Annotated in this window: 14 protein-coding genes; all 14 read left to right on the top strand. The window is 49.0% G+C overall.

The features are described 5' to 3' along the window. The first annotated feature begins 1 nt into the window (after nt 1). Complete coding sequence (locus ACJMM9_RS17300) at nt 2-604, top strand: hypothetical protein (protein WP_405329818.1); 603 nt, start codon at nt 2-4, stop codon at nt 602-604. A gap of 9 nt (nt 605-613) precedes the next feature. Continuing rightward, nucleotides 614-1,285 carry an orotate phosphoribosyltransferase gene (pyrE, locus tag ACJMM9_RS17295; RefSeq protein ID WP_405329815.1) on the top strand — a complete coding sequence of 224 codons (672 nt, stop codon included), beginning with the start codon at nt 614-616 and terminating at the stop codon, nt 1,283-1,285. 23 nt (nt 1,286-1,308) lie between these two features. Beyond that, complete coding sequence (locus ACJMM9_RS17290; protein ID WP_173467290.1) at nt 1,309-2,004, top strand: hypothetical protein; 696 nt, start codon at nt 1,309-1,311, stop codon at nt 2,002-2,004. Beyond that, nucleotides 2,001-3,257: a hypothetical protein gene (locus ACJMM9_RS17285; protein WP_405329811.1), complete on the top strand. Its 1,257-nt coding sequence runs from the start codon at nt 2,001-2,003 to the stop codon at nt 3,255-3,257. Before ACJMM9_RS17290 ends, ACJMM9_RS17285 begins: the two co-directional genes overlap by 4 nt. A 241-nt stretch (nt 3,258-3,498) precedes the next feature. Beyond that, nucleotides 3,499-4,890 (top strand): DEAD/DEAH box helicase, encoded by a 1,392-nt coding sequence (locus tag ACJMM9_RS17280; protein ID WP_405329808.1) that lies wholly within the window; start codon nt 3,499-3,501, stop codon nt 4,888-4,890. A gap of 40 nt (nt 4,891-4,930) precedes the next feature. Next, nucleotides 4,931-5,692 (top strand): type I methionyl aminopeptidase, encoded by a 762-nt coding sequence (gene map / locus ACJMM9_RS17275; RefSeq protein ID WP_173831207.1) that lies wholly within the window; start codon nt 4,931-4,933, stop codon nt 5,690-5,692. 171 nt (nt 5,693-5,863) lie between these two features. Continuing rightward, complete coding sequence (locus ACJMM9_RS17270) at nt 5,864-7,483, top strand: glycosyl hydrolase family 8 (RefSeq protein WP_405329805.1); 1,620 nt, start codon at nt 5,864-5,866, stop codon at nt 7,481-7,483. 139 nt (nt 7,484-7,622) lie between these two features. Beyond that, nucleotides 7,623-7,958 (top strand): hypothetical protein, encoded by a 336-nt coding sequence (locus tag ACJMM9_RS17265; protein ID WP_405329802.1) that lies wholly within the window; start codon nt 7,623-7,625, stop codon nt 7,956-7,958. Nucleotides 7,959-7,978: 20 nt separating this feature from the next. Then, nucleotides 7,979-8,266: a hypothetical protein gene (locus tag ACJMM9_RS17260; RefSeq protein WP_405329799.1), complete on the top strand. Its 288-nt coding sequence runs from the start codon at nt 7,979-7,981 to the stop codon at nt 8,264-8,266. A 12-nt stretch (nt 8,267-8,278) separates the two neighbouring features. Further along, nucleotides 8,279-9,004: an EcsC family protein gene (locus tag ACJMM9_RS17255; RefSeq protein ID WP_405329797.1), complete on the top strand. Its 726-nt coding sequence runs from the start codon at nt 8,279-8,281 to the stop codon at nt 9,002-9,004. A gap of 82 nt (nt 9,005-9,086) precedes the next feature. Then, on the top strand, nt 9,087-10,514 hold the full coding sequence (locus ACJMM9_RS17250; protein ID WP_405329794.1) for a hypothetical protein: 1,428 nt from the start codon (nt 9,087-9,089) through the stop codon (nt 10,512-10,514). 116 nt (nt 10,515-10,630) lie between these two features. After that, the gene (fusA, locus tag ACJMM9_RS17245; RefSeq protein ID WP_405329791.1) at nt 10,631-12,760 is read left to right on the top strand and encodes an elongation factor G; all 2,130 of its coding nucleotides are present in this window, start codon (nt 10,631-10,633) and stop codon (nt 12,758-12,760) included. A gap of 481 nt (nt 12,761-13,241) precedes the next feature. Further along, on the top strand, nt 13,242-13,823 hold the full coding sequence (locus tag ACJMM9_RS17240) for a hypothetical protein (protein ID WP_405329788.1): 582 nt from the start codon (nt 13,242-13,244) through the stop codon (nt 13,821-13,823). Beyond that, a complete protein-coding gene (locus ACJMM9_RS17235) occupies nt 13,816-14,391 on the top strand; it encodes a hypothetical protein (protein WP_405329785.1) in 576 nt (191 codons plus the stop codon). The genes ACJMM9_RS17240 and ACJMM9_RS17235 overlap by 8 nt, the downstream gene beginning before the upstream one ends. Nucleotides 14,392-14,396: the final 5 nt, after the last annotated feature.

The raw sequence follows: 14,396 nt of genomic DNA, 5'->3' as shown, positions 1-14,396 counted from the left end.
AATGTCCGAAGAAATCAAGAATGAAGTCCCCGATCAAGAGCCGACCGCAACTGTAGATAGCGAAGTCAAGACCGAAGCTACGGCCGAAGTCACAAAGCCAATCGAAGAGTCTACCGAAGAACTTGTGAACCCGCTGACGGGCGAAGTCATTTCTCCGGCAAAGCCGAAGGAAAAATCTTCGAATTCCCCGTACAAGCAGTTCAAGCCGGAAACATACGTAAACCCGATGACTGGCGAAGAAGAACAGACCTCGATCGGTTCTCAAGTCATCATCAAGAAAGACCGCGGACTTGCTTACTATGTAGGCTTTGCATTGCTCGTCGTCTTGAGCATCGCATTCTTCTTTTTACCGGGCATTACCATCACGTTTGCCGTTAGCCGACTTGTAGACTTGAACACATCCGCCGCCTGGGTCTTTAGTTCGATCCTGAGCTTTGGCGTTTGGCTCATTTTCAAGCTAAAAATCAAGGGTTTTGAAAAATCCTTCCACAGCTATTTAGTACTTTGCGTATTATGCTTGGTCGCAATGGTTGCGATCCAGTTCATAACCGATTACAACATGATCTCTGAAGTTGTAGCACTCCTTCTTGGAGCCAAGGCTTAGGTATTTGCAATGAATAAAACAGACTCTTTTGTACACTTTCTCGTAGAATCAGGCGCTCTCAAATTCGGCAACTTCGTGACCAAGAGCGGTCGCGAAACGCCTTACTTTATCAACACTGGCGAGTTCCGTACAGGAGCATCGCTTTCCAGGCTTGCTGAATTCTACGCCGCCGCATACATGGTCCATTTCGATGGCAAGGCACAGAACCTTTACGGACCAGCCTACAAGGGCATCCCGCTCTGTGCAGCAACGGCAATGAAACTCTCTGACGTGTACGCCCAGAATCTCACATTCACGTACAACAGAAAAGAAGTCAAGGACCACGGTGAAGGCGGTTCCCTCGTCGGTTACAAGTATGCCGAAAAGACAAATGTCGTCATCATCGAAGACGTGATCACCGCAGGCACTTCCGTCAACGAGACCATGCAGGCGCTTTCCCAGATTGAAAATGCAAACGTCATCGGCCTTTTGATTTCCGTGGACCGCAAAGAAAAGCTCGAGAACGGCAAGTCAGCTCTCCAGACCGTGCAAGATGAATACGGCATCGAAGCCCACTCCATCGTAAACATCAACGACATCATCGCATTCCTCGAAAGCGAAGAAAACCGCAAGGCCATTAACGCCCCCGAAGGAATCCTTGATCGCGTCTATGCTTACCGCGAAAAATGGGGCGCAGTCTAAAGCTTCTGAGAAAACGAGAGTAAATGACATTTAAGAAGTCTATACTTTCCATTGGATTTGCAATCTGCATGCTCACCGGGTGTGCAGATTCTTATCATTGGACAGCAAGCCACCCCGCATACCATAAGGCACCTTATGGCGGTATTGCGGTGACAGGCATCGAAAACGCATTTGTCATTACTCGTTCCAACTGGTTTGCAAAGCGCCTCGAAATCGGGACAGACAGCATCCAGATCAAGGGAACGCTCCATTGCCGCAACACCTTCGAAACCGAAATGCGCAAGGCATACGGAAACCTCATAGTCATCCCGGATTCCTCGAACCGCATTTTCCCCGAAGAAAGCTTAAAGCTTGATGAACGCATATTCATCAAGGGCCACATTCCGGAACAAGGCGTTACGCTCAAGGACTCCGCAGGGAATGTGCCTCCCGTTGTCCTGATACTGCACGAATTCATTATCGGTACGGATCTGAAACGCGAAACATTCTTTGATTATGCACTTATCCACAATGAAAGTGGCAGCATCCGCAAGCCCGATAACGTCAGCGCCATTTTTTCGTATACACTTTGGGACAACCTAAAGCAGCGCCCGTTATTCAGCGCTGTTGACGAAATTCAGCAGCCCATTACAATTTACAAGCTCAACAATTTGACAAACCTGGTCCAGATTGCGGTACAGAAAATCAGGAAGAACCTTTACGAAGGAGTTGTCAAATGAAAAAGCTCCTCGTTATCTTGATGATTTTGGCCGCCTGGGCAAGCGCATCTGAAGTGTATTTCGATTCTCGTTTTACACTCTGGAAAGATGCTACAGTCTACATTTGGACTCTTGACGGCAACTCGCCTATCAACGCCAATGAATTTTGCCTTTCGCTTCGGCGCAACAACACAGGCATCGGAGAACCCAAGTGCCGCGAACTCGGCGAATGGGAACGCGACACCATAGCCACACGCTACGGCACCTGGCTTTCGAACAATCTTGAAAAAGGATTGCCCTCAAGCTACTTGCGCACAAGGCACCCCGGCATGGCAGCAAAGATCCAGGCTCTTGAAGACAACATCGTCCTGTTCCTCGCGCCGCAAGGGAATAACATCCAGATCGCCATTTTTGATGAAACGGCGCAAGAACCCAAAGCCGCAGGCATCGTCAAGGCAAACACCGACAAGGTCGCCCTCAGCGACGATATCGCCGCCACATTTTTCGACAAGCGCACCAAGCGCCGCCTTACCAAGGAAGAACGTCTCAAGCAGCAGACCGAACCTGACGACCTTTACAAGGAAGTCCCGAACTTGAAAATCTGGGCGGGAGCAGGCATCGGTTATTCCCGGGCGCATTTCCCGCTTACCCCCGACAACTGGACCAGAAGCCACACCAAAAGCCGAGTCAAGAACTACCGCATTACTAAGGACTCCGTAAGCCTTTGGAACTTTATCGACGATGCAGACCCGTTCCTTGCACTTTATACAGGCGTTACCTGGCACGGTTTTATAGGCATTGAACTTCTGTACCGTTATTCCAACCGCGATATGAAAACGGACAAAGCTGATACCGTCTATCGCGAGCTAGACCACTGGAATTTTGGACAGCATGACATCGGACTCAATGCACTTTTGTCCATGACCTACCCCATCACCACGTGGCTAGACATCACACCGCTATTTTTCCTGGGATTCCAATACTCGTTCTATTCTGAAAACATCGAATTGAAAAAAGGGGTCAAGACACCCTCCAGGGCTTACAAATACCGCATCAAGTTCGAAGATGTTTACAAAGGCGCGTTAGTAGGCGTTGGCGGTCAGTTCATCTTTAAAAAGCATTATGGTCTCGACTTACGTGCAGGGATTTCAAGCCGAGGAAGAGACCTCTATGAAGCCCCATCACCCGATGCAGGCGCCGCCCCCACAACAATCGGAAGATTCACCCTCGATTGCTTTGTTAGCCTCGGGTTTGAATACCACTGGACGCTTTAATTAGTTATTAGTTACTAGTCATTGGTCATTAGTTAATAGAGATTCTATAAAAAAGTCATTCTCGACGGAGCGTAGCGAAGGAGGGAATCCATACATTGCAGATTTTGAATTGTATGGATCCTCCTAACGGAGAATGACAAAAAAAGAACTCAAAACTACAGCAAAGCAACCTCAGTAACTAGTAACTTGTAACTCTTAACAAAGACCTTCCACTTGCAATTTTTCTATCTTTGCGCTCACTATGAGTGACGAAATTAAAGAAGAAACGAAAGAAAGAGTAAATCCGTTTTTAACGCCTGTCAAAATTATCGAGCCCAAGAACAAGCTCCCCGATTATACGTTTGATATGCTCCCCGAAGAACAGAAGGCTATTCTCCGGGAACACGGCTGGACCGAACTGATGCCAGTCCAGCGCAAGTCCATCCCTTACATGCTCGCCGCCCGCGATATGCTCGTGCAATCGAAGACGGGTTCGGGCAAGACGGGCGCATACGCCCTCCCACTTTTGCAGGTCATTGTCCGTGACCATCCGTATCCGCAGGCACTCATCCTCGTGCCGACTCGAGAACTCTGCATCCAGGTGCAAGAAGAATTCGAAAAGCTCTCGAAGGGTACAGGCATCAAGTCCGTCGCTATTTTTGGTGGCGTGAGCTACGAACCGCAAATCAAGGCGCTCCGCTCCGGCGTACATGTCATTGTTGCCACTCCGGGCCGCCTCATGGACCACATCCAGCGCGGTAACGTAGACTTACTTTCCATCCGCGACCTCGTGCTTGACGAAGCAGACGAAATGCTCTCGATGGGTTTCTACCCCGACATGCAGAAGATCCGCAAGTACTTGCCAAAGGCCATCTCCTGCACAATGTACAGCGCCACGATCCCGCAGACGGTCAAGAGCCTTGCCCGAGAATTCCAGCGCCCGGGTGCCGATTTCCTTTCGCTCAGCTATGACAAGGTCATCGCGAACAACCTCGAACACCGCTACTACACTTGCGACGTGATGGAAAAGGATTCCATGACCATCAAGGTTCTGGAATACTACCATCCCGAAAGCTGCATGATTTTCTGCAACTACAAGCGCGACGTGAGCTACCTCGAACAGGTGCTCTCCGGTTACGGCTTTGAAGTCGGCGCACTCAGTGGCGACGTGACCCAGAGCCTCCGCGAAAAGACACTCAACGCCTTCCGCGACAAGAAGCTCAAGATCCTCATCTGCACAGACGTTGCCGCCCGCGGTATTGACGTGGACCACGTGACGCACGTGATTGTCTACGACCACCCCGCCGACCACGAAGTCTATGTGCACCGCAGCGGACGTACCGCCCGTGCAGGCCGCAGTGGCCTCTGCATTTCGCTTATCACGCCGGTCGAAGAAATCGACCTCCGCCAGACGGCAGTCGACTTCGGCATCAACTTCATCAAGATGGATCCGCTCACGAACGAAGAAATCGCAAAGAAGGTGAGTGAACGTACACGCGTCCGCCTCGAAGAAGTCCGCAAGCACTTCGGCGGTCAAAAAGCAACTGAACGCATCAGCCGCATGCTCCCGCTCGTTAAGGATCTCGCGAACGGCACAACCGACGACCAGATGCTACTTGCCTACCTGTTAGACAGATTCGCATGGAAAAAGTAGGCGCACAAAAGAACTTAAATAAAAACAAGAAGGCCTAGAAATGGCAAAAATCAAAGTAAAATCAGCAAAAGAAATCGAACTGATCCGCGATGCCGGCGCTCTCGCTGCCGAAACGCTGATCCGTGCTGGAGAAATGTGCAAGCCCGGCGTCTCCACGCTCGAAATCGATGAATTCATCGGCGACTACACTCGCCAGCACAAGGGCATTTCCGCCTGCATGGGCTATCACGGTTACCCGCGTTACGCCTGCATCAGCATCAACGAAGTTGTCTGCCACGGCATCCCGAACGCAAACACGATTCTCAAGGATGGCGACATCGTGAACATCGACATCACGACGATCCTCTCCGGCTACCACGGCGACACGTCCGCCATGTTCTGCGTCGGCAAGGTCTCTGACATTGCCCGCGAACTCGTGGACACCGCCAAGTTCTGCATGGAAGAAGGCATCCGCGCCGCTGGCGAAAGAGGCGCCCACTGGAACGACATCGGCTGCGCCATCCAGGACATCGCCGACGAACACGGCTTCAGCGTTGTCGAAGACTACTGCGGTCACGGCATCGGTCGCGGCTTCCACGAAGAACCGACCGTCTACCACTTCCGCAACTACGAACGTTGCCCGTTCATTGAAATCGGTAACGTCTTTACGGTCGAACCGATGCTCAACGTCGGACGCCCGGGCACCAAGACTCTCGCTGACGGCTGGACCGCTGTGACCCGCGATGGCTCTCTCAGCGCCCAGTGGGAACACACCGTCGTGAAGACCAAGGATGGCATCGACATCCTCACGCTTCCAAGATAGACGAGAGAACGGGCAACGCCCTACAGACTAAAGACGAAAGAGATATAAAACGCCTCGCGCAATCCAATGCACGAGGCGTTTTTACGTATAAAATCTTTTGATGTAATGTTTTACAATAGTATTTTAAACGCTCCTATTTCAAAAAAATCAAAAAAGAATAATTTTGTTGACATGAAAACAACAAAACTTTCTGCATTCTCTCTCTCCTTGCTGTTCAGTGCCGCCATGGCCACTGCAGCCGATACCGTAGGCAATTTCTTTGACGAAAACGGCGCTTACTATGGCCCGGACTGCGATAAAGAAAAAAACTATTCCGGCGCATACTACACCGGTAATTACGAAAGCCCGTTCAAGACCGTCTTGGGCAAGACCGACGAAGAAATCCAGGCAAAAATGGATCAGTTGTGGGACCACTACTTTAAGGGCGACAACAATTCCAAGGTCTATTACGACAAGGGCAACGAAGCTTACATTCTCGACGTGAACAACAGAGACGTCCGTTCTGAAGGCATGTCATACGGTATGATGATTGCCGTGCAGACTGGCCACAAAGAAGAATTCGACAAGCTTTGGAACTGGGCCAAGAACCACATGTGGCACAAGAGCGGTGGCTGGGACGGCTACTTCGCTTGGCAGCGCAACGAAAGCGGCTCCGGCGGTGACGACAACTGCGCACCGGACGGCGAAATGTATTTTATGATGTCGCTCCTCTTTGCAGCGAACCGCTGGAATGACAGCAAGTACATGGACGATGCCCAGTACATCTTGAAGAAGATGTGGGACAACGGCCAGCATAGCCTTTTCAACCCGCAGCATTACGTTATCACGTTCCAGCCGCAGGGCAACGAAAACAACTTCTCCGACCCGTCTTACGACTTGCCGGCCTATGTCGATCTTTTCGCTCGCTGGTCCACCTCCAATCAGGATAAGTGGAGCAAGGCAGCAAAGGCAACGCGCGATCACTTGTACAAATCCTCCAACACGAAGTCCGGCTTGTTCTCGGATTACAACAACTTCGACGGTACTCCGCACGGCGTAAGCTACAACGGCAATGCAGAAAAGTACATGTACGATGCCATGCGCTGCGCAATGAACTTCGGCATGGACTACTACCTCTTCGGCGCAGATTCTGCTCGCCAAGAAGAAATGGCCCGCCGCATCATCGACTTCTTCGAAAGAGACAACTACAAGCACGCTCGTTTCAACTGGGACGGCTCCAATCCGCAGGAACAGTATACGCTTGGCGAAACCGGCGCAAACGCCGTGGCAGCAATGGCTTTGATGAACGATTCAAAGTATAACGACGCTGTCAAGAAGAATCTCAAGATGGCTTGGGATGCAAGCCTCATGACCGGTCAATACCGCTACTACGACGGTCTCGTTCATTACCTCGCCATGCTCCACTTGAGCGGCACATTCAAGATTTGGAAGCCGAAGCCGGAAGTTACGGAAAAGGAAGTCACCGCCAACGAACACAATGGCGTCAAGATTGCAAAGGACACGACTTTCTATTCGTTTGAATCTTGCAAGCTTTACAAGGTGAACGCAAAGCCGGACAATGTTTCTATTGCCTCTAAGCCCAAGCTCAACAACTCCGTGAAGGTCTGGTCCAACAACAGCGCTATTGTCATTGAAAACGCTGCAATCGGCTCCAAGTTCGCAATCACGGATGTGAACGGCCGTGTGCTCAAGGCTGCAAAGACAAGCTCCACCCTGCAAGAAGTCCGTATCAACAGCAGAGGCAACTTCCTCGTCATTGTTGGCGACAAGACTTACAAGGTCGTGAAGTAAAAAGATTTGCGATTTCGCAAGATTTTAATAGGTGTGCAGCGATGCACACCTTTTTTGTTATTCTCGTGAAAAATTATATATTACAACCATCCAAAGTCATTCCTAATTCCGAACTCCTAAATCCTAATTAGCAAGTACCATGTCCTTTCTCAGCAACGCACGAGACAAAGCCATCGAGATGTTTTTCCGGCGCAATGACTTCATCAACAGATTTGGTGAAATTCAGAACGTCGATATCGATTCGCTAGAAAATCAAGCAACCGTGACCATCCTTCTGCACGGAGAATTTACGCCGACCACACTTTGTGCACACTACTGTTTTGAAGATACAGAACAAGGAACGATGATTGTCATAAACAAAGTAGACAGCCCACGAATGTTGGTCAATGAAATCGCCGCCTGGTGGTTCAAAGGCCATTCTATCAAGAAAGCACTCCCTAAGGGCACGGGTTTGTTCGCAAAAATTTTGTTCTAACCGCCACAGATGGAGCAATCATGGAAGAGCAACTTCAGAAAGCATTGAACAACGTCTCCTTCAGCGTCAACGCCGAAAAGCAGACGATGGACCTTACAATCATTCCGCATGGCGAAACGACACCCATCTCGTTCCATTTAAACTACAAAATTGTCGAAAATGGCGAAAGAACCGAATTTTTCATCACAAAAATCGCTTCAGATAGACTTTGGATAGATGAAATTGTGAAATTGTGGTTAGAAAAAAGTAATTTTAATTACATGATTCCCCCAAACCTCGCAGGAATTGTTAAAATGTTCTTGAAATAGAAGGAGGCTGCCATGTTAAACTTTAACGAATTCAAAAAAGACGAATCCAATTCCATTCAGGAAATGTTCAATTCGGTCGTCTTCAACCTGATTACGGATATTCCGGACTCGCTCCTCTGCCCCAACAGGGACCCGGATACGCGCGCAGACATTTTGATCAAGCAGGCAGCCCTAAAAGCCGCAGCAGTCAGCACCTCGCTCTCTATCCCAGCAGGATTCACTGGAGTCCTCACCTCCATTCCGGATATAGCAGCAGTCTGGCGCATCCAGGCACAGCTTGTTTCCGATATCGCTTGCACCTATGGCAAATTCGCGATGCTCTCCCGTGAAGCAATGGTCTGGTGCCTTTTCCGCCACAGTGCAGCCTCGCTCCTCCGCGATGTCGCCGTCCGCACGGGCAGCCGCATTGTCGTACAGAAGCTATCGCTTGCAGCCCTCCAGAAGCTGCTCCAGAAAATCGGAGTCAAGATTTCAGCAAACTTCCTCGGTCGAATCGCCCTCCGCGCAATCCCTGCCATTGGCGCCATCGGTAACGGAGCATACACCTACTTCGACACAAACGAAGTCGGCAAGACGGCCAAGTCCTACTTCAAGGCACTCGAAGGTGTCGAAAAGCCGGAACTCGTCGAAAACGCCATCGACAAGGAATCTGAATCTGGCGATGATGGTGCAGATCAAAGCGCAAGCGGAGAAAACGGCACCGATTCAACCGCACAGAATTCTGACGAAAACAACTGATCTTTTTCCTTTTTAACGTCAGCGTTCCACCGTGAGCGTCATACATAAAATCCATAAATTGATCAAAACACAAGGAGCCTCAGTGCTCCTTGTGCTCGTTTTACTGATTCTTTTTACGCTATCCATTACGGGCGAAAAAACGCCGCTGAACAACGGCATCGGGTACGACGGAACCTTCTACTACCAGGTCGCACAAAATTTTACCACAGACTTCTGGACTACGGGCTACGACCGATTCCGCATTTTCCGTATTTTCCCATTTTTCCTGATAAATCTTTTTTTCTCGTTCTTTGACATCGAGCCTACGCTTGCAAACCTGATGCACTCCATGTACGTGCTCCATTTTTGCAATCTCGCCATTCTGCTATTTTTCTTCTTCAAGCTCATAAAGCAGTGCGCCTGGAAACCGACGACTTCGGCTTTAATCTTCGGGTGTTTCTTTTTCAATCATTTCGTACTCAAAAACTGCGGCTACGAAATATTCCTGACGGACGCTTTTGCAAATACGATTTTCCTTGCATCCTATTATTATTTATTGCGGCAGAAATATTTGCAAGCAATTGCCATTTCATTTTTGGGCATTCTCACATGGCCAACAGTCGCCTACATCATTTGGCTCCTTTACATTTTCAAGGATCCTTTTCCTAAAAACGCACCCTACCTAAAGCTCCACACCGGGAAACTCCTCTCCATAACGCTTCCGTTACTTTCAGTCGGAGCTGTAGCCACCCTATATCTGCTACACAAGCAGCAGCTTCTCGAAAGCATGCTATTCATCCAAATATCCAAGCCATTACTCTTCACTAGCGCTATTGCCTGGAGTGCTTTCCTTTACATCGTCCTTCGAAACTGCGACGGCCACATCTACACGCCGTCCACATACGCCCGCGAATTTATCCGCCAGTCCCCGTGGAAAAAACTGGCGTTGATCGCCATCCCCTTCATTGCTATTAACCTTTACCTCCGCGCCCATGCGAATGACGATTTCTATTTCAGCGAAGTCGCATTTATCCTTCAAGTCTTTTTGCGCCCGCTCAAATACCCGTTCATCACACCGGTCGCACACATCTGCTATTTCGGTATCTTGCCGCTACTTGTGATTTTTTTGTTCCGCGATTTTTCAAAGAACATTTTCAACCGGAGTCCCGGCTACGCGCTTGCGTTCCTCGCCTTCATTTTATTTGCAATAGACAGCGAGGCAAGGCATGTCATCCCGCTCCTGCCTTTGATTCTCGTTCCACTCGGAGACACCCTCGACAAAACGGACCTAAGCGCAAAGACTGTTGCAATATTGCTCGCTCTGCAAATCGCCCTCAGTCATTTTTACATACCGCTAAACATCGAAGGATTTGCATATTCCCTTGTTATTAACGATTATTATGGAATTTCCCAACGTTATTTCATGAATCAAGGTCCATGGGTGTCATTCCACTCACTCGCCTTATGGACTGGAATCTCTCTTGTAACGGGATTTTTAATCTACCAGATTGTGCAAAAACGCAAATTTTAGCCATTTTAGCCACCATTTATACTATCAAATGAAATTACGCCCTTGAGTTCCCCCCAAAATTTTCTATTTTTGGGCGCATCATTCAATAACATCAACTCCATTAGTGGAATAAAAATATGAAAGACATTCAGCTGCACAGAAATATTGGTATTTCTGCTCACATCGACTCCGGTAAGACTACTCTTACCGAACGTATCCTCTACTTCACAAAGCGTATCCACGCTATCCACGAAGTTCGTGGTAAAGACGGCGTCGGTGCCACGATGGACTCCATGGAACTTGAACGCGAACGCGGCATCACGATTCAGTCTGCTGCTACGTTTGCAAACTGGACTCACACCAAGACCGGTGAACGCGACTCCATCAACATCATCGATACCCCGGGGCACGTGGACTTCACGATCGAAGTGGAACGTTCTCTCCGCGTGTTGGACGGTGCTATCCTCGTCCTCACTGGCGTTGAAGGCGTCCAGTCCCAGTCTATTACCGTTGACCGCCAAATGCGCCGTTACCATGTGCCGCGCGTCGTGTTCGTGAACAAGTGCGACCGCTCTGGTGCAAATCCGCTCCGCGTTGCAGTCATGCTCAAGGAAAAGCTCAACCACAAGCCGTGCGTCATGCAGATTCCTATAGGTTTGGAATCCAATCTTAAGGGCGTGGTCGACCTTCTCGAAATGAAGGCATACTACTTCGAAGGCGACAATGGCGACGACATGATCGAAAAGGAAATTCCGGCCGAACTCGTTGACCAGGCTAACGAATACCGTGAAAAGCTCGTTGACTGCTGCGCAGACTACAGCGACGAAGTCATGGAAAAGGCTATGGAAGGCGAATACGGTGTCGATCAGATCGACAAGAACCTCCTCAAGAAGGTCATCCGCGAAGCCACCATCCGTCTTGACATCACTCCGGTGTTCATGGGTTCTGCACACAAGAACATTGGTGTCCAGAAGCTCCTCGACGGTGTTATCGACTTCCTCCCGTGCCCGACCGACGTTGAAAACAAGGCTCTCGACCTCGACAACAACGAAGCTGAAGTTGTTCTTAAGTCCGAAGATAACGCACCGCTCGTCTGCTACGCATTCAAGCTCGTGAACGACCGCTATGGCCAGCTCACCTACGTCCGCGTTTACCAGGGTACCCTCAAGAAGGGCGACATGATCACCAACATGGCAACCGGCAAGAAGGTTTCCGTTGGCCGTCTCGTCCGTATGCACGCTGACGAAATGGTGGATATCACCGAAGCCGGTGCAGGCGACATCGTTGCTCTGTTCGGTATCGACTGCGCATCCGGTACGACATTCACGGATGGCAAGAACCACTACAACATGACTTCCATGCACGTTCCTAACCCGGTTATCGAACTTGTTATTGAAGCCAAGAACCGTGACGACCTCGACAACATGTCCAAGGCCCTCAACCGCTTCACGAAGGAAGACCCGACGTTCCAGGTCGAAGTTGACAAGGAATCTGGTCAGACCATCATCAAGGGTATGGGCGAACTCCACCTTGACGTTTATATCGAACGTATGCGCCGTGAATACAAGTGCGACGTGACGACTGGTGCTCCGCAAGTTGCTTACCGCGAAACCATCACCCGCCCGGCCAAGTTCGACTACACCCACAAGAAGCAGACCGGTGGTTCTGGTCAGTACGCTAAGGTTGTCGGTGAAATGCGTCCGATGGCTGTCGAAGGCGACCAGGAAAAGGTCTACAACTTCGTCAACTCCGTCGTCGGTGGCCGTATTCCGAAGGAATACATCCCGTCTTGCGATAAGGGTTTCCAGAGCTGCATGGAAGCAGGTTCCCTCATCGGCTTCCCGGTTGTCGGTATCGAAATGGAAGTCCAGGATGGTGCATTCCACCCGGTCGACTCCTCTGATATGGCGTTCCAGGTTGCTGCCCGTATGGCCTTCCGCGAAGCTTTCGCTAAGGCTGGCGCTCAGATCCTCGAACCGATCATGAAGGTTGAAATCCAGACCCCGACCGAATTCCAGGGCGGTGTCGTGGGTAACGTTTCCCAGCGTCGTGGTAGCATCGTTGGTACTTCCGAAGAACTCGGCATGACCACGATCACTGCTGAAGTTCCGCTTTCCGAAATGTTCGGTTATGCTACGGACCTCCGTTCCATGACCCAGGGTAAGGCAGAATTCACGATGGAATTCTGCAAGTACCTCCCGGTTCCGAAGAACATCCAGGAAGAACTCATCAAGAAGTACGGCGACAAGGTCAAGGCAAGAGCCTAACACGACCGGAACGGCTAGACTTAAGTAAGAAATTACGTCACAGCCGTTCCTCTCGCAAGAAACCCTCGGTTAATACCGAGGGTTTCTTTTTTGCTCACAAACTCGACCGCAAAATGCGAAAGGCTCGAAAGTTTAAAAGGCCTGCAACGAAAGTTGCAGGTCTTTTTGTTTAGGGTTTACACACACACAGTAATTCGCATAAAAGAAGAGTCCCGCAATGCTCTCACGGGACTCTCGTATAAACGTAACACTAGTAAGTTCTACTCCGCGATTCGATCCGGCATCCCGTCTCAGAACCAGAATTTACTTGTGCCACAAGAATAATATAGTACACGAATTGAGAGTGCGGATAAAATTTCTAAAAAAATAAAATTCCCAAAAAGAACATTCCAGATTGGATTATGGAATTTATTTTTTGTATCTTAGAATTAAGTTCTTCATACAATATAACGGAAACTTCAAGAAAGCAAGGATTTCATTTATGAAAAAAACAACATCTTTATTCGCACTATTCGCCCTTGCACTTACCGCGCTATATGGCTGCGGTACAGACACCTGTAGCGATGTTGCTCATCCAGATAACAAGCTCGCAGAAATCCAGAAAACAGTCGGGAATTTCAAAAAAGGCAAGACCACCCATTACGTTCATTCCAACGGTTTCGAATTCGATTTAACCGTTGCGCAAGATTCGTTCTACACAAAAAAACTGAGGGATTTTTGTGTAGACGGTGTTGAAGAAACTCGCTCGGTTATCCTTTCTTCAACCTATCCCATCATAAACGTCGAAATCAATTTTTACGGAAGCGAATACACGACTCCAATGATGGTCCGCAACAGCGAAACCTCTTTTTACGTAGAACTAGAGGAAAGGCATATACTGGATGAAGAGGATATTGCAACGCTAGATACAATTACATTCAACGGTGTAACTTACGATAGCGTTCTCGTCGTTAAAAATGACGACAAATCACGTCTCTATTTTTCAAAAAAGAAAGGGATCCTGAAACTTGAAATCTCGGATGACGAATATTTCACGATCAAGGAAGGAGGCGACAATGAATAAGATTCAGCAGAATGTACTAGCTCTTATTGCAGGCTCATTTCTATTAACTTCATGCGGGTTAAGCCTGGACGATGATTATGTCGGCGGAGATTTTGGAAAGCTTGTTCAGAAAGAACAGGAATGGAACGACTCGATTGATGTCATAGACAATATCGGGATCGAGGACAATTACAAACAACGTCTATACAGCCACAAAAACGAGAATTTCGATTTCAAAGCAAAAGGGTCCCTCAACGAGATCCATGTCGGCGCAAGAATCGAATGCAACAGCAACGGCGGAAACATGACCATATACTGCATCGAGCAGTTCCGCGATGAAAGCTGGCAATACGGTCCTGAAATCGTTTTCAAGAATCTCAAAGGCAACAAGATGACAAATGCGGACGGCTACACAGTCCGTATGCTCGATTCGCTGGAAATCGGCAAGAAAACTTACCGTGATGTACTGGAATTCGATGCTACTGAAGCCGAAAACAACGGCTGTAATTACGACAAGTTCTACATTTCTGCTGTAGACGGCCTTCTTCGCATCGATTTGCTAGATTCAATTAAAATTGTAAGGCAATAGACCAC

Source organism: Fibrobacter sp. (assembly GCF_045112255.1).
Classification (GTDB): Bacteria; Fibrobacterota; Fibrobacteria; order Fibrobacterales; family Fibrobacteraceae; genus Fibrobacter.
This window is presented reverse-complemented; position numbering and strand designations above follow the sequence as displayed.